The organism is Micromonospora sp. 067-2 (genome assembly GCF_046549295.1).
Lineage (GTDB): Bacteria > Actinomycetota > Actinomycetes > Mycobacteriales > Micromonosporaceae > Micromonospora.
Window position 1 is genome coordinate 516,064 of record NZ_JAJPWB010000005.1, and the last position, 14,529, is coordinate 530,592.

The 14,529-nt window shown below is 72.0% G+C and carries 16 protein-coding genes; 9 read left to right on the forward strand and 7 right to left on the reverse strand.

Annotated elements, in window-relative coordinates; translation table 11 throughout:
* Positions 1-114: 114 nt before the first annotated feature.
* Entirely contained in the window at positions 115-1,755 is a 1,641-nt protein-coding gene (groL, locus tag ACLJN9_RS15155; RefSeq protein ID WP_410811939.1) for a chaperonin GroEL, read from the reverse strand.
* 70 nt (positions 1,756-1,825) lie between these two features.
* On the reverse strand, positions 1,826-2,140 hold the full coding sequence (gene groES, locus ACLJN9_RS15160; protein ID WP_130404589.1) for a co-chaperone GroES: 315 nt from the start codon (positions 2,138-2,140) through the stop codon (positions 1,826-1,828).
* Positions 2,141-2,400: 260 nt separating this feature from the next.
* Here groES and ACLJN9_RS15165 point away from each other — a divergent pair, with 260 nt between their 5' ends.
* The 8 genes from ACLJN9_RS15165 (at position 2,401) to ACLJN9_RS15200 (ending at position 9,924) form a co-directional block, all read left to right on the forward strand.
* On the forward strand, positions 2,401-3,588 hold the full coding sequence (locus ACLJN9_RS15165) for a THUMP-like domain-containing protein (protein ID WP_410811940.1): 1,188 nt from the start codon (positions 2,401-2,403) through the stop codon (positions 3,586-3,588).
* Between the two features lie 10 nt (positions 3,589-3,598).
* Positions 3,599-4,078, forward strand: coding sequence for a Cys-tRNA(Pro) deacylase (gene ybaK, locus ACLJN9_RS15170; protein ID WP_410811941.1), 480 nt, complete (start codon positions 3,599-3,601; stop codon positions 4,076-4,078).
* Between the two features lie 227 nt (positions 4,079-4,305).
* Positions 4,306-5,403 (forward strand): sugar ABC transporter substrate-binding protein, encoded by a 1,098-nt coding sequence (locus tag ACLJN9_RS15175; protein ID WP_410811942.1) that lies wholly within the window; start codon positions 4,306-4,308, stop codon positions 5,401-5,403.
* A 46-nt stretch (positions 5,404-5,449) separates the two neighbouring features.
* Positions 5,450-6,274 carry an ATP-binding cassette domain-containing protein gene (locus ACLJN9_RS15180; RefSeq protein ID WP_410811943.1) on the forward strand — a complete coding sequence of 275 codons (825 nt, stop codon included), beginning with the start codon at positions 5,450-5,452 and terminating at the stop codon, positions 6,272-6,274.
* Positions 6,271-7,530, forward strand: coding sequence for a sugar ABC transporter permease (locus ACLJN9_RS15185; protein ID WP_410811944.1), 1,260 nt, complete (start codon positions 6,271-6,273; stop codon positions 7,528-7,530). Before ACLJN9_RS15180 ends, ACLJN9_RS15185 begins: the two co-directional genes overlap by 4 nt.
* 25 nt (positions 7,531-7,555) lie before the next feature.
* On the forward strand, positions 7,556-8,737 hold the full coding sequence (locus tag ACLJN9_RS15190) for an ROK family protein (protein WP_410812004.1): 1,182 nt from the start codon (positions 7,556-7,558) through the stop codon (positions 8,735-8,737).
* A 17-nt stretch (positions 8,738-8,754) separates the two neighbouring features.
* Positions 8,755-9,060 (forward strand): DUF1707 domain-containing protein, encoded by a 306-nt coding sequence (locus tag ACLJN9_RS15195; RefSeq protein WP_410811945.1) that lies wholly within the window; start codon positions 8,755-8,757, stop codon positions 9,058-9,060.
* Between the two features lie 123 nt (positions 9,061-9,183).
* On the forward strand, positions 9,184-9,924 hold the full coding sequence (locus ACLJN9_RS15200; RefSeq protein ID WP_410811946.1) for a DUF4142 domain-containing protein: 741 nt from the start codon (positions 9,184-9,186) through the stop codon (positions 9,922-9,924).
* Positions 9,925-9,949: 25 nt separating this feature from the next.
* Here the strand turns inward: ACLJN9_RS15200 and ACLJN9_RS15205 are convergent, their stop codons facing one another.
* From ACLJN9_RS15205 to tsaB, 4 genes are read right to left on the reverse strand one after another with little or no spacing between them, the layout of a single operon-like run.
* Positions 9,950-10,204, reverse strand: coding sequence for a hypothetical protein (locus ACLJN9_RS15205; RefSeq protein WP_410812005.1), 255 nt, complete (start codon positions 10,202-10,204; stop codon positions 9,950-9,952).
* 14 nt (positions 10,205-10,218) lie between these two features.
* Complete coding sequence (tsaD, locus tag ACLJN9_RS15210; RefSeq protein ID WP_410811947.1) at positions 10,219-11,265, reverse strand: tRNA (adenosine(37)-N6)-threonylcarbamoyltransferase complex transferase subunit TsaD; 1,047 nt, start codon at positions 11,263-11,265, stop codon at positions 10,219-10,221.
* Positions 11,258-11,740, reverse strand: a complete 483-nt coding sequence (rimI, locus tag ACLJN9_RS15215; RefSeq protein ID WP_410811948.1) for a ribosomal protein S18-alanine N-acetyltransferase — start codon at positions 11,738-11,740, stop codon at positions 11,258-11,260. Before rimI ends, tsaD begins: the two co-directional genes overlap by 8 nt.
* A complete protein-coding gene (tsaB, locus tag ACLJN9_RS15220) occupies positions 11,737-12,414 on the reverse strand; it encodes a tRNA (adenosine(37)-N6)-threonylcarbamoyltransferase complex dimerization subunit type 1 TsaB (RefSeq protein WP_410811949.1) in 678 nt (225 codons plus the stop codon). Before tsaB ends, rimI begins: the two co-directional genes overlap by 4 nt.
* A 679-nt stretch (positions 12,415-13,093) precedes the next feature.
* Between tsaB and ACLJN9_RS15225 the strand changes: the two genes are divergently transcribed.
* Complete coding sequence (locus ACLJN9_RS15225; RefSeq protein WP_410811950.1) at positions 13,094-13,801, forward strand: helix-turn-helix domain-containing protein; 708 nt, start codon at positions 13,094-13,096, stop codon at positions 13,799-13,801.
* A gap of 22 nt (positions 13,802-13,823) precedes the next feature.
* On the opposite strand, the gene ung is transcribed toward ACLJN9_RS15225, so the two are convergent.
* Positions 13,824-14,525 carry a uracil-DNA glycosylase gene (gene ung, locus ACLJN9_RS15230; RefSeq protein WP_410811951.1) on the reverse strand — a complete coding sequence of 234 codons (702 nt, stop codon included), beginning with the start codon at positions 14,523-14,525 and terminating at the stop codon, positions 13,824-13,826.
* Positions 14,526-14,529: the final 4 nt, after the last annotated feature.

A 14,529-nucleotide genomic window follows, 5' to 3' on the forward strand; every position in this document is an offset into this window, starting at 1 on the left:
TGCGCGATCAACTTGTCCGGCCGCCAACGGTGTCAGCGCTCGGTAATACCCGGGGGAACGGGCCGGGGCACACCGCCGTACGACGGTGTGCCCCGGATCGGTACCGCTACCGGGTCAGAAACCCGGGCCGTGCTGGTGGCCGTGACCGTGGCCGTGCCCACCGGCGGCGGCCGGCTCGGCCTGCTCCGGCTTCTCCACGATGAGGGTCTCCGTGGTCAGCAGCAGGCCGGCGATCGAGGCGGCGTTGGTGACCGCGTTGCGGGTCACCTTCACCGGGTCGATGATGCCGGCCTTGACCAGGTCGACGTACTCGCCGGTGGCGGCGTTGAGGCCGTTGCCCCACTCCTTGGCGGCGACCTTCTGGACCACGACGTATCCGTCGTGGCCGGCGTTCTGCGCGATCCAGCGCAGCGGCTCGACCAGCGCCTTGCGCACGACCGAGACGCCGACCTTCTCGTCACCGGTGAAGCCCAGGTCGTCGTCGAGCACCGAGAGGATCTGCACCAGGGCGGCGCCGCCGCCGGGCACGGTGCCCTCCTCGACCGCAGCCTTGGTCGCCGCGATGGCGTCCTCGATGCGGTGCTTGCGCTCCTTCATCTCGACCTCGGTCGCCGCGCCCACCTTGATCACGGCGATGCCGCCGGAGAGCTTCGCCAGCCGCTCGGCCAGCTTCTCCCGGTCCCAGTCGGAGTCGGAGGCCTCGATCTCCTTGCGGATCTGGGCCACCCGGTCGGCAACGTCGGAGGACTGGCCCCCGCCGTCGACGATCGTGGTGTTCTCCTTGTCGACCACGACGCGCCGGGCGGTGCCGAGCACCTCCAGGCCAACCTGGTCGATCTTGTAGCCCAGCTCCGGAGCGACCAGCTCGGCGCCCGTGGAGATCGCGATGTCCTGGAGCATCGCCTTACGCCGGTCACCGAAGCCGGGAGCCTTCACGGCGCAGACCTTGAGGGTCTTGCGCAGCGAGTTGACCACCAGGGTGGACAGCGCCTGGCCGTCCACGTCCTCGGCGATGATCAGCAGCGGCTTGCTGTTCTGGAGGACCTTCTCCAGCAGCGGCAGCAGCTCCTCGATCGCCGAGATCTTCTGGGTGGTGACCAGGATGTACGCGTCCTCGAGGACGGACTCCTGGCTCTCCAGGTCGGTGACGAAGTTCGGCGAGATGAAGCCCTTGTCGAACTGGAGACCCTCGGTCACGTCCAGCTCGGTGGTGAGCGCGGAGCCCTCCTCGACGGTGATGACACCGTCGCGGCCGACCCGCTCCATCGCCTCGGCGATCAGCTCGCCGATGGTGGAGTCCTGTGCGGAGATCGTCGCCACGTTCGCGATCGACTCCTTGCCGGTGACCTCGGCGGCGCGGCCGAGCAGCGCCTCGGAGATCTTGGTGGCTGCCGCGTCGATGCCCCGCTTGAGGCCGGCCGGGTTGGTCCCGGCGGTGACGTTGCGCAGGCCCTCGCGGACCATCGCCTGGGCCAGCACGGTCGCGGTGGTGGTCCCGTCGCCGGCGACGTCGTTGGTCTTGGTCGCCACCTCCTTGACCAGCTGCGCGCCGAGGTTCTCGTAGGGGTTGGTGAGCTCGATCTCCTTGGCGATGGTCACACCATCGTTGGTGATCGTCGGCGCACCGAATTTCTTGTCCAGGACGACGTTGCGCCCGCGCGGGCCGAGGGTGACCTTGACCACGTCCGCGAGGGCGTTGACACCGTGCTCCAGCAGGTGTCGGGCGTCGTCCGAGAAGCTCAGGATCTTCGCCATGAATGTCCCTTCGAAGCGCCACTGCCCCGGCCCGGCGAGCCGGACCGGGGCAATGACACTGATCGGTTGCTTACTTCTCGATGACCGCGAGGACGTCGCGGGCGGAGAGCACCAGGTACTCCTCGCCGGCGTACTTGACCTCGGTGCCGCCGTACTTCGAGTAGAGGACGGTGTCGCCGACCTTGACGTCAACCGGAACCCGGTTGCCGTTGTCGTCGACGCGCCCCGGGCCGACAGCGAGGACAGTGCCCTCCTGCGGCTTCTCCTTGGCGGTGTCGGGGATCACGATGCCCGACGCCGTGGTGGTCTCAGCCTCGTTCGCCTGGACCACGATGCGGTCCTCGAGCGGCTTGATCGCAACCTTGGTCGCGGTAGTCACGGGCATACCCTCCTGGGGTACTGGTTTCGTTGCTGGTCAGCGGGGCCGACCAGCGTCAATCTGCCTCATGCCACCGGGCGGGACCGTCGTCGCGGGTGCCGGTCCGCCTGGCGTTGCGCACCCGGGTCGCGAGACCCGGGAGCTGGCACCCTCATGGTGAGAGTGCTAATCGCAGGTTATTCCGTGGCTAGCACTCCGTCAAGGAGAGTGCCAGCGCGTCGCGCCCCGCCAGCGGAGATTCGAGGGTCGATCGGGAGAATGGCCGGGTGGATCTCGATCAGCTGGCGGCGCTGCGTACCCCCGAGGGGTCGGCCGCACTCGCGGCGGCGGCCGGGCTGGCCGGCGGTGACCCGCTGGCCGCGGCGTCGGCGCTGCGCGCGACCGGCGTGCCGCCGCCGCTGGCCGCGGCGGCACTGACCCAGGCCGAGCTGCGCCACCGCGCGGTCGGCAAGTTCGGCCCGGCCGCCGCCGGGATGTTCCTCACCCGCCCCGGCCTGGAGCAGGCCACCCGCCGGGTGGTCGCCGACCGTCGGGCCGCCCGGCTGCACGCGGCCGGCGTGCGCACCCTGGCCGACCTCGGGTGCGGCCTCGGCGCCGACGCACTGGCCGCCGCCCGCGCCGGCATCCGGGTGTACGGGGTGGAGGCCGACCCGGTGACCGCCACGATGGCCGCCGCCAACGCCACGGCGGCGGGGCTGGCGGAGTTGTTCACGGTCGAGTGCGGGGATGCCACCGCGTTCGACGTGTCCCGGGTCGACGGTGTCTTCTGCGACCCCGCCCGTCGCACCACCGGCACCGGGCGGCGGATCTTCGACCCGCGCGCCTACTCACCGCCGTGGGACTTCGTCACGGGGCTGGCCGAGCGGGTGCCGCGCACGGTGGTGAAGGTGGCGCCGGGCCTGGACCACGCCCTCATTCCGGCCGGCGCGGAGGCGGAGTGGGTCGGCGTGGACGGCGACCTGGTCGAGGCGGCGCTCTGGTGCGGCGACCTTGCCGAGGTGCCGCGCCGCGCGACCCTTCACCGGCCGGGCGGCCGGTGTCACCAGCTGACCGGCTCGGGTGCCACCGAGGCCCCGGTCGGGCCGCCCCGCCGCTACCTGTACGACCCGGACCCGGCCGTGGTCCGCGCGCACCTCGTCGCCGAGCTGTCCGGCGAGCTGGACGCCACCCTCGGTGACCCGAGCATCGCCTACCTCTACGCCGACAGCCCGACCCGCACCCCGTACGGGCGCTGCCTGGAGATCACCGACGTGCTGCCGTTCTCGCTGAAGCGCCTTCGGGCGCTGCTGCGGGATCGCCGGGTCGGCCGGGTGGAGATCCTCAAGCGCGGCTCGGCGCTCACCCCGGAGCAGCTTCGGCGGGACCTGCGGCTGGCCGGCGAGGCGGCGGCGAGCCTGGTCCTCACTCGCGTCGCCGGGGCGCCGACCGTGTTGATCTGCCAGCCGGTCGACTAGGTTCGTTGCCGTGGCGGGACAGGGCACTCCGGCGACGGCACTGCTGGGAAGGCGCGGCATCGCGCATCGCACCCACCCCTACCGGGTGGCGGCGGACGCGCCGAACTACGGCGCGTTGGTGGCGGAGGCGCTCGGTGTGGCACCGGGGCGCGTCTTCAAGTCGCTGGTGACCGAGGTCGACGGCGCCCTCACCGTGGCGGTCGTTCCGGTGAGCGGCGAGCTCGACCTCAAGGCGCTCGCGGCGGCGGTCGGCGGTAAGAGGGCGACGCTGGCCGATCGGGCGGTCGCCGAGCGGGCCACCGGCTACGTACGCGGCGGGATCAGTCCGCTCGGGCAGCGTCGTCGGCTGCCCACCGTCCTGGACGACTCGGCACTGGACCTGCCGACGATCTTTGTCTCCGCCGGCCGACGCGGCCTTCAACTCGAACTGGCCGCGGCGGATCTGGTGGCGCTGACGGACGCCCGGACCGCTCCGCTCCGGGCCCGCTGACCACTCGTGCCCCGAGGGCAGGACCCCGAGGACCCGGGAGCGACGCGGCAGCGGCCGGACGAGCGACGTCCCGGCCAGGTGATCACCGAGTGACGGCCACGTTGCCGAACTGTTACCCCGGCGGACAAAGTCCCGGCCCCGGCGGTCTTGTGGACGCGGCCACCGCACCATACGTTGCCGGGCACAACAAACACCACACTCCACCCACCCCGGAAAGGACCCTGCACATGCGTAAGGGGCTCCTCACGTTCGCCACCGTGGGCCTGCTGGCCTCCGGCGGTACGGCGGCCTGTGGCGACACGCTCGGCGGACCCGACCACGGCGACTCCGCCAGGACCCCGAAGATCGGCGTGATCCTGCCGGACAGCAAGTCCTCGGCCCGGTGGGAGGGCGCCGACCGCAGGTTCCTGGAGGAGGCGTTCCAACGGGCGGGGGTCAGGTACGACATCCAGAACGCCCAGGGTGACAAGAGCCAGTTCCAGACCATCGCCGAACAAATGATCACCAATGGCGTCACCACGCTGATGATCGTGAACCTGGACTCCGGCACCGGCAAGGCCGTCCTCGACAAGGCGAGGTCGCAGGGGGTCGCCACCATCGACTACGACCGGCTCACCGTGGGCGGCTCAGCGCTCTACTACGTCAGCTTCGACAACGAGGCCGTCGGCAGACTCCAGGGCGAGGGCCTCGTGAGGTGCCTGGCCGCCAAGGGCGTACGGCAGCCGGTCGTGTCCTACCTGAACGGCTCCCCCACCGACAACAACGCCAGTCAGTTGAAGAGTGGCTACGACTCGGTGCTCCAGCCGAAGTTCGACGCGAGGGAATACACCAAGGGACCGGTGGACGCGGTGCCGGACTGGGACAACGCCCAGGCCGCCACGATCTTCGAGCAGCAGCTGACCCAGACCGACGGCCGGATCGACGGAGTGATCGCCGCCAACGACGGCGTCGCCAACGCCGTCATCTCGGTGCTCAAGAAGAACAAGCTCAACGGCCGGGTGCCGGTCACCGGCCAGGACGCGGACCCGCAGGGCCTGCAGAACGTCCTCGCCGGCGACCAGTGCATGACGGTCTACAAGGCGATCAGGGAGGAGGCCGAGGCCGCGTCCGACCTCGCCGTCGCGGTGGCGCGGGGCAGGACCAAGGACACCGGGCAGACGGTACGCGACCCGCAGACCGGTCGGGACGTCCCGGCGGTCCTGCTGAGTCCGCGGGCCGTCTACCGCGACGACATCTCGGACGTGATCGCGGCCGACTTCGTCACCCGGGCCGAGGTCTGCTCCGGTGGGTACGCCAAACTCTGCGCCGACGCCGGCGTCCGCTGACCGGGCACGTTCCAGAAAATCTCCACCCCTGTCCGAAGGAGACCCGTTGTCCGGGACACCCCTGCTGGAACTCCGCGGGATCGACAAGAGCTTCGGTCCCGTCCAGGTGCTGCGCGACGTGGCCCTCTCGGCCCATCCCGGTGAGGTGACCGCACTGGTCGGCGACAACGGCGCCGGCAAGTCGACCCTGGTCAAGTGCATCAGCGGCATCCACCCCACCGATGCCGGCGACTTCCTCTTCAACGGCGAGCCGGTCACCATCAGCAGCCCCCGGGACGCCGCGGCCCTCGGCATCGAGATCGTCTACCAGGACCTCGCGCTCTGCGAGAACCTGGACATCGTGCAGAACATGTTCCTCGGTCGGGAGAAGCGCAGCGGCCTCGTGCTGGACGAGCCGACCATGGAACAGATGGCCGCCGAGACGCTCGCCGGGCTCTCCGTCCGCAGCGTCAAGTCGCTGCGCCAGCACGTCTCCAACCTCTCCGGCGGGCAACGCCAGACCGTGGCCATCGCCAAGGCGGTGCTGTGGAACAGCCGCCTCGTCATCCTGGACGAGCCGACCGCCGCCCTGGGCGTCGCGCAGACCGCCCAGGTCCTCGAACTGGTCCGCCGGCTGGCCGACAACGGCCTCGCCGTGGTCCTCATCTCGCACAACATGAACGATGTCTTCGCCATCTCCGACCGCATCGCCGCGCTGTACCTCGGCCAGATGGTCGCCCAGGTGCGGACCACCGACATCACCCACGCCCAGGTGGTCGAGCTGATCACCTCCGGTCGCTCGGGCCGCCTCGGGCTCGCCACCGGCCCGACCTCGGGCGGCACCGACGACGGCCTCTGGCCCGCCGGCGTGACGACAGGAGGCGTCCGATGACCACCACCTCCGTCCGCCGGGAGGACCCTCCGGCCGCGCCCGAGGCACCGACCGTCGGCAACTACCTGCGCACCTACCTGAGTCGGGTGCGTGGTGGCGACGTCGGCGGCCTACCGGCCGTTCTGGGGTTGATCGTGCTCTGCACGGTCTTCTCGATCATGCGGCCGTCGTTCCTGTCGGCCGGCAACTTCGCCAACCTCTTCACCCAGGGCGCGGCGGTCACGCTGATCGCGATGGGCCTCGTCTTCGTCCTGCTGCTCGGCGAGATCGACCTCTCCGCCGGCTTCGCCAGCGGCGTGTGCGCAGCGGTGCTGGCCAACGTGGCCACCGTGCTCGGCTACCCGTGGTGGGTCGCGGTGCTCGCCGCGATCGTCACCGGCGCGCTCATCGGCACCGCCCTCGGTGTCCTGGTCACCAAGGTCGGCATACCGTCCTTCGTGGTCACCCTCGCCGGCTTTCTCGCCTTCCAGGGCATCGTGCTGATGCTCATGAAGGAGGGCCGCAACATCTCGGTCCGCGACGACGTGCTGCTCGCCATCGCCAACCGAAACCTCAGCCCGGCCGCCGGCTGGCTGCTGGGCGCCGTGGCGATCACCGGCTTCGCGGCGGTGCAACTGCTGCGCCACCGCAACCGGCTCGCCCGAGGGCTGGTCACCGACCCGATCGCGGTGGTCGTCGCGCGGATCGCCGGGCTCGCCGTCCTGCTCGGCGTGGCGGTGCTGATCCTCAACCTGGAGCGCAGCCGCAACGTGCTGGTCGTCTCGCTGCGGGGCGTACCGGTGGTGGTGCCGATCATCGCGGCGCTGCTGGTCCTGCTCACCTTCGTGCTGCACCGCACCAGCTACGGCCGGCACATCTACGCGGTAGGCGGCAACAAGGAGGCGGCCCGCCGCGCCGGCATCGACGTCGACCGCATCCGCATCTCGGTGTTCGTGGTCTGCTCGTCGATGGCCGCGGTCGGCGGCATCGTCGCGGCCAGCCGGGCCAACTCCGTCGATCCCAACACCGGTGGCAGTAACGTACTTCTCTACGCCGTCGGCGCGGCGGTGATCGGCGGCACCAGCCTCTTCGGCGGCAAGGGACGCGTCCTCGACGCCGTGCTCGGTGGGGCGGTGGTCGCGGTCATCGACAACGGAATGGGCCTGATGGGGTACAGCGCGGGGGTCAAGTACGTGGTCACCGGCGTGGTGCTGCTGCTCGCCGCCAGCGTCGACGCCGTCACCCGTCGCCGCTCGGCGACGGCCGGCGCCCGCTGACGACGGGCACGCCGTGTCGACGACCATGCGCGCCGGGCCGAGTCAGGACGAGATCCGCCGGCAGAACCTCGGCGCCCTGCTGCGCCACGTGCACGTCCACGGGGCGACCACCCGCGCCGAGCTGACCACGACGCTGGGGTTGAACCGCAGCACCATCGGAGCGTTGACCGCCGACCTGGCCGGAGCCGGGCTGGTCAGCGAGACGACGCCGAAGCAGACCAGGCGTGCCGGCCGACCGTCCCTGGTGGTCCGACCCGAGTCGGTGCGGGTCTACGCGTACGCGTACTCCATCGAGGTGGACCGGCTGCGGGCCGCCCGCATCGGTCTCGGTGGCGCGGTGCTGGACCGCCGGGAGCTGGACCGGCCACGGGGCCTGCTGGCCGTCGAGACCGCACCGCTGCTGGCCGGGGCGGTCAAGGAGATGCAGCAGGCGGTGCCGGCCGGCGCCCTGTGTGTCGGAACCGGCGTCGCGGTCTGCCCGATGATGCGCCGCGAGGACGGGATGGCCCGGCGGGCGCCGGCGACCGGCTGGGTCGACGAGCCGATCGGGGCGGCGCTCGGCGCCGAACTGGGCCTGGACCAACCGATCACGGTGGGCAACGTGGCCGACGTGGCAGCGTTCGCCGAGCACGCCCGGGGGGTGGCGGCGGGCTGCGACAACGTCATCTACCTGTACGGCGACGTCGGCGTGGGTGCCGGGATCATCGCCGGTGGGCGGCGGTTGACCGGGCACGGCGGGTACGGCGGCGAGGTCGGCCACATGCAGGTGCTCCGCGAGGGTGAGCCCTGCGAGTGCGGCTCCCGGGGCTGTTGGGAGACGGTGATCGGTGAGCACGGCCTGTTCCGCGCCGCCAGCCGGCCGGACGCCCGAGGCCGGGACGCGCTGCTGGCGCTCTTCGACGCCGCCGGCCGGGGCGACGCGCGCGCCCAGACGGCGGTCCGCCAGGCGGGCGACTGGCTCGGCTTCGGCGTGGCCAATCTGGTCAACATCTTCAACCCGGAGATGGTCATCTTCGGTGGGACCATTCGCGACCTGTACCTCGCCTCGGCAGCCCAGGTCCGCAGCCGGCTCAACTCCAACGCGCTGAGTGCCTGCCTGGAAAACGTCCGCCTGCGCACACCCAAGCTGGGTCAGGACGCGGCTCTGATCGGGGCGGCCGAGCTGGCGTTCGAACGGCTGCTCGCGGACCCGCTCGACGCCGGTTGAGCGCGTACCCTGTCGGCGTGGATGTCCAGCTGCGCGCGTCCGACGACGACCGCAACAGGGTGGTCGCCGAGCTGCACCGACACACCGCCGCGGGTCGGCTGACCCTGGACGAGTTCTCCGACCGGGCCGGCGCGGTGTGGACCGCGCGCACCCTCGGTGACCTGGCCGCGCTGACCCGCGACCTGCCTGCCCTCGCCGATCCGTCCGCCGCGACGGCCGGCGGTGACCCGGCAGGGCACGGCCACCGTGAGCTGCTGGTGCTCTTCGCCATCGCCGCGCTCACACTGCTGCTGCTCGGCGGCTTCATCGCCGTCACCCGCTGAAGCGCGCCAACCGGTGAACTGATCGGGCGGTCAGTCCGTATCAGTGGACGGACGGGCAGCCGGCAGGGATGCGGCTGCCCGATTCGGACGCGTTTCGGTCGGGACCGAGGAGGCACCGCAGACATGGCACCGCTCAGATCCGCCCGTCGCCGGCTGGGTAACCGGGCCCTCCGGGCGGCGATGCTGCTCATCGCCGCCGTCGCGGGGATCGCCGTCCTGCCCGGCGCGGCCGTCGCCGCGCCCAGCGGCGGGCAACAACTCAACGCCGCCGACATGACCCTGCTCAACGGGGTACGACTGGCCGGGTTGTGGGAGATGCCGGCCGGACAGATGGCCGCCGAGAAGGGCCAGTCGGCAAAGGTCCGGGAGATCGGCGCGGGCATCGCCAACGAGCACCAGAGGCTCGACCAGCTCGTCGTGGACGCGGCCAACAAGCTGGGCGCGAGCATTCCGACCGAGCCGACCGCCGAGCAGAAGGGCTGGCTGTCGGAGATGCAGAAAGCCTCCGGCGCCCGGTTCGACCAGATCTTCGTCACCCGACTCCGGGTGGCCCACGGCAAGATCTTCCCGGTGATCGGCGCGGTACGGGCCAGCACCCGGGACCCCATCGTGCGCAAGCTCTGCGACGACGCCAACGGCTTCGTGATGCACCACATGCAGATGTTGGAGAGCACCGGGCTGGTCCGCTGGCCCGAGCTGCCGCCGGCGGCGCTGCCCGCGCCCGGCAAGGACGGCCTGCTGGCCGCCGCCGCGGCCAACCCCGGCCCGCAGGTCGGAGTCAGCAGCACCGTCGTCTGGCTGGTGTTCCTCGCCGCGTTGGGCACCGGCGGCATCGCCACCTACCGGATGCTGCGCCGCAGCTGACCATCGGCGGTCGGGGCGGGCGGTTTCAGCGGTCGACCTGGGTGAAGTCCCAGGAGTGCGGGGCACGGGCCACCAGCAGGGCGGGCGGCTCGGGCAGCGGGCGCGGGTTGCTGCGCCACTTCGAGATGACCACCACCCGGTGGTCGGTGGAGGAGAAGACCTCACTGGAGACGTACAGCGGGTCGTGTTCCACCTCGGGCAGGGCGGTGTCGCACACCCAGGTGATCAGGTCGGCGACGCCGTACGCCTCCGCGCGTGCCTCCCACATCCGCACGATCATGTCCGTCGCCCCCGTCACACACTGACCGTCGTGAGCGGCAGCGCCGAGTCGGCCGGCAGGTCCAGCCGGCTCGGGGCGACTCCCGCGGCGACCAGGTGCGCACCGAGCGCCGCCACCATCGCCCCGTTGTCGGTGCACAGTTTCGGCCGGGGCACCCGCACCCGGATGCCGTACCTCTCGGCCCGCTGCTCGGCCATGGCCCGCAGCCGCGAGTTCGCCGCCACTCCCCCGCCGATCACCAGGGTCTCGATCCCGTTCGCCCGGCAGGCGGCGAGCGCCTTGGTGGTCAGCACGTCGCAGACCGCCTCCTGGAAGGACGCGGCCACGTCGGCCACCGGCACCGACTCACCGGCGCGCTGCCGCGCCTCGACCCAGCGGGCGACCGCCGTCTTCAACCCGGAGAACGAGAAGTCGTAGCGGTGCGCCGCGAGATCCTTGGCTGCGGTCAGGCCACGCGGGAAGGCGATCGCGGCGGCGTCCCCGGCCCGCGCCTCGCGGTCGATGGGCGGGCCGCCGGGAAACGGCAGCCCGAGCAGCCGGGCGACCTTGTCGAACGCCTCACCGGCCGCGTCGTCGATGGTGGCACCGAGCGGGGTGACGCCCCGGGCCAGGTCGTCGACCAGGAGGAGGGACGAGTGCCCGCCGGAGACCAGGAGCGCGATGGAGGGTTCCGGCAGCGGGCCGTGCTCCAGGGTGTCCACGGCGACGTGCGCGGCCAGGTGGTTGACGCCGTACACCGGCTTCTCGGCGGCGAGCGCGTACCCCTTCGCGGCGGCCACGCCGACCAGCAGCGCGCCGGCCAGCCCGGGGCCGGAGGTGACCGCGATCGCATCGATGTCGGCCAGGGTGACGCCGGCCTCGCTGAGCGCCCGGTCCATGGTCGGCACGATGGCCTCCAGGTGTGCCCGGCTGGCCACCTCGGGCACCACGCCCCCGAAACGGGCGTGCTCCTCGACGCTGGAGGCGATCGCGTCGGCCAGCAGGGTGTGCCCCCGCACGATGCCGACGCCGGTCTCGTCGCAGGAGGTCTCGATGCCCAGGATCAGCGGTTCGTCAGCCATGGTCGTGTGGTCCGTCCCCGGTCGGCTCGGTGTCGCGCTGCATGACCAGCGCGTCGGTGTTGCTCGGTTGGTAGTAGCCGCGCCGTACCGCGATCGGCTCGAACCCGTACGTCGCGTAGAGCCGCTGCGCGGGTGCGTTGTCCACGGCGACCTCCAGCAGGGTGCTGCGGGCGCCGCGCCGAGCCGCCTCGGCGAGCAACTCCTCCAGCAGGGCGCGGCCCACACCGCGCCGCTGGGCGTCCCGGCGGACGGCGATGTTCTGCACCCACACCTCGTCCGGTGGAGCCCCGGCGAGCCCGGCGTAGCCGAGCACGGTTGCGTCGACGTCGGTGGCGACCCGGTAGTGGTGCCCGTTGGCCAGCTCGTTCCAGAACATCCCCGGCGACCACTGTTCGGCGCCGAAGAGGTCCGCCTCGATCGGCAGCACCTGGTCGATGTGCCACCACCGGAACCGCTCCAGCCGCACAGTCGTCATGGGAGGACCGGTTTGCGGGCCGTCGCCACCACGGCGTCCGGGCGGCGCAGGTAGAGGGGGGTGAGTCGCTCGGTGGGCGCGCCGGCCCGGATCCGCTCGCCGGCGAGCAGCGCCAGCACCGTGGCGTCCGGATAGCGCGGCTCCACCCGGACCGGCAGGCCGAGCGTGTCCGCGTACCGGTGGGCTCCGTCGCCCACCGCGACCGTCGCCCCCAGCTCCCGGGCCCGGGCGGCGGCGACCGCCGGCGCGGACACCTCGGGCCCGACGATCCGCTGACCGGCACCGTCATAGACGGCCCAGTAGAGCTCCCTGCGTCGAGCGTCGCTGGCCGCCAGCACCGGCTCGCCCGCCGCCGCCGGGTAGCCGATCCCGTCCAGCGAGCAGACCCCGTACGTGGGGATGCCGAGCACCGAGCCCATGGTGGCGGCGGTGACCAGGCCGACCCGCAGCCCGGTGAACGGCCCCGGACCGAGCCCGGCGACGATCGCACCGAGGTCACGCGGACGCGCGTCCGCATCGGCGAGTACCGCGTCGATCTGAGGAGCGAGCAGTTCGCCGTGCGCGCGAGCATCGACCGCGCAGCGGTGCGCCCGGGACGCCACGCCGTCCGTCGAGACCTCCACCAGGGCCGCGGTCACCGCGGGGGTCGAGCTGTCCACCACGAGTACGAGCACGGTGAGCAAGCCTAGCGGCCCCGCCCCGACACCCCGCCACGCCCCGCCCCGGTCACGCCTCACCTCGCCGCACAGCCAGTGCCCCCACCACCTCGACCCGACCGTTACCTACCCACCCACCCGCCCGACCACCAGCCGATCCCGACCTCTGAAACGGCCCGACCACCAGCCCGGCCTGACCACCCCGACGCGGCCCCGCCAGACCACCACCACCGCGACCTGCCCCACCGCCACCCGTGTCCCCAACGCAAGGCGGCGCGGCCCATGGCAAGGCCGGCGCAAGGCAAGCACGGCCCAAGGCGCGGGGCGACGCAAGGCGCGGGGCGACGCAAGGCACGGGGCGACGCAAGGCACGGGGCGACGCAAGGCACGAGGCGACGCAAGGCACGGGGCGACGCAAGGCGCGGATCCGACCGCTGACGATTGGCCTCTCATCCGGGTGGGCCGCGGTCTGGTGAGCGTGATGCCACTGAGGCATAAATATGCCTCAGGAGCATCATGCTTGTGGGAGCGACAGGCCTCGCGCGGCCCAGCCCATCCGCCTCGCGCGGCCCAGCCCATCCGCCTCGCGCCGCCCAGCCCATCCGCCTCGCGCGGCCCAGCCAGGGCGGAACGCCGATCAGTCTTGAATCTGGCTCAGCGGTATCGCCACCGGATCGGCATGGTCCACCATGCCGGGATGTCATCCACTCGCCTCGTCACAATTCTCGGCGCCACAGTGCGACGACAACGACACCTGCGCGAGCTGACCCAGCGTGACCTTGCCGAGCTGGCCGGGGTCAGCCAGACCGCGGTGGCCCGGATCGAACGCGGTGACCGCGCGCCGAGCATCCTGGTGCTGGAACGGCTGCTGGCGGCCATGGACGTCCAGCTGGCCGTCGGGGTCGAGCCGCTCGACGCGCACCTCGACGCCCGCATCGCCGAGCTGGCCGCCCGGCCGGTCGTCGACCGCATCGACGACCTGGGCCTGGATGGCATGCTGGACCGGCTCGCCGACGTCCTACCGCAGGTGATCACCGGAGGCACGGCGGCCTTGTTGCAGGGTGCACCGGTACCGGTGGACGCGCTGGAGATCGCCGTGCGATGGCGCGACTCGACGCGGTTCACCAGCTGGTTGGCGACGGCGTACGGCCAGCGGTGGAACGCCCGCTGGGGCGAGTTCGGCATGCTGCGGCTGGAGCCCGAGGAGCCGGGCGAGCACCGGTGGTCGACTCGGTACGGGGAACTACGGGCGACGATGTGCGACGAGCTGCCCGAGACCATCGAGGTGCGGCACGCCGGGCGAAGCTACCGGGTGGTGCCGCTGGTCCAGGTGGAGCTGGGCGATGCGCACGCCGGCGAGCTGCTGCGCCGTTACCGGGACAAACAGCTCGCCGGCGGGGGATGACCACGGCGACGGGAGGGCCGGTTCAGCCCGCGCTGCGCTCCCAGTCGATGGTGGGCAGACCGGCGTCGGCGAGGGCCTTGTTGGCCGCGCTGAACGGACGGCTACCGAGGAAGCCTCGCGGGTTCATCGGGCTGGGATGACCGGCCTCCAGCACCACGTGCTGCGGGCTGGTGACCAGGGCGGCCTTCTTGCGGGCATAACCACCCCAGAGCAGGAAGACCACCCGGTCCGGCGACGCGTCCAGCGCGCGGATGGTGGCGTCGGTGAACTCCTCCCAGCCGGCGTTGGCGTGTGAGCCCGGGGTGGCCTGACGGACGGTCAGGACGGCGTTGAGCAGCAGCACGCCCTGCGCGGCCCAGCCGTCGAGGTTGCCGCTGGGCGGCTTGGGCACGTCCAGGTCCTCCCCCAGCTCCTTGAAGACGTTGCGCAGCGACGGCGGCACCGTCACCCCGTCCCGGACGCTGAAGCTCAGTCCGTGCGCCTGCCCGGCCCGGTGGTACGGGTCCTGACCGAGGATCAGCACCCGGGTGGCCTGCGGCGGGCAGAGCCGGTACGCCGAGAACAGGTCCGCCAGCGGCGGGAAGACGGTCTGCGTCGCGTACTCCCGGGCAACGAACTCGGCCAGCGCCGCGGTGCGCGCCGGGTCGAGGTGCGGGTTGAGCACGCCACGCCACTGCTCCGGCAGCAGAGCGAGCAGATCCAGGGTGGGGACATCGTCGGGCATCGAG

Excerpts from the sequence above, each read along its gene's own strand:
- groL (WP_410811939.1), bottom strand. The coding sequence starts at position 1,755 with ATGGCGAAGATCCTGAGCTTCTCGGACGACGCCCGACACCTGCTGGAG.
- ACLJN9_RS15225 (WP_410811950.1), top strand. The coding sequence starts at position 13,094 with ATGTCATCCACTCGCCTCGTCACAATTCTCGGCGCCACAGTGCGACGA.
- ACLJN9_RS15205 (WP_410812005.1), bottom strand. The coding sequence starts at position 10,204 with ATGATCGTGCGGATGTGGGAGGCACGCGCGGAGGCGTACGGCGTCGCC.
- ACLJN9_RS15190 (WP_410812004.1), top strand. The coding sequence starts at position 7,556 with ATGCGCGCCGGGCCGAGTCAGGACGAGATCCGCCGGCAGAACCTCGGC.
- rimI (WP_410811948.1), bottom strand. The coding sequence starts at position 11,740 with ATGACGACTGTGCGGCTGGAGCGGTTCCGGTGGTGGCACATCGACCAG.
- ACLJN9_RS15185 (WP_410811944.1), top strand. The coding sequence starts at position 6,271 with ATGACCACCACCTCCGTCCGCCGGGAGGACCCTCCGGCCGCGCCCGAG.
- ACLJN9_RS15175 (WP_410811942.1), top strand. The coding sequence starts at position 4,306 with ATGCGTAAGGGGCTCCTCACGTTCGCCACCGTGGGCCTGCTGGCCTCC.
- groES (WP_130404589.1), bottom strand. The coding sequence starts at position 2,140 with ATGCCCGTGACTACCGCGACCAAGGTTGCGATCAAGCCGCTCGAGGAC.
- ACLJN9_RS15200 (WP_410811946.1), top strand. The coding sequence starts at position 9,184 with ATGGCACCGCTCAGATCCGCCCGTCGCCGGCTGGGTAACCGGGCCCTC.
- tsaD (WP_410811947.1), bottom strand. The coding sequence starts at position 11,265 with ATGGCTGACGAACCGCTGATCCTGGGCATCGAGACCTCCTGCGACGAG.
- ung (WP_410811951.1), bottom strand. The coding sequence starts at position 14,525 with ATGCCCGACGATGTCCCCACCCTGGATCTGCTCGCTCTGCTGCCGGAG.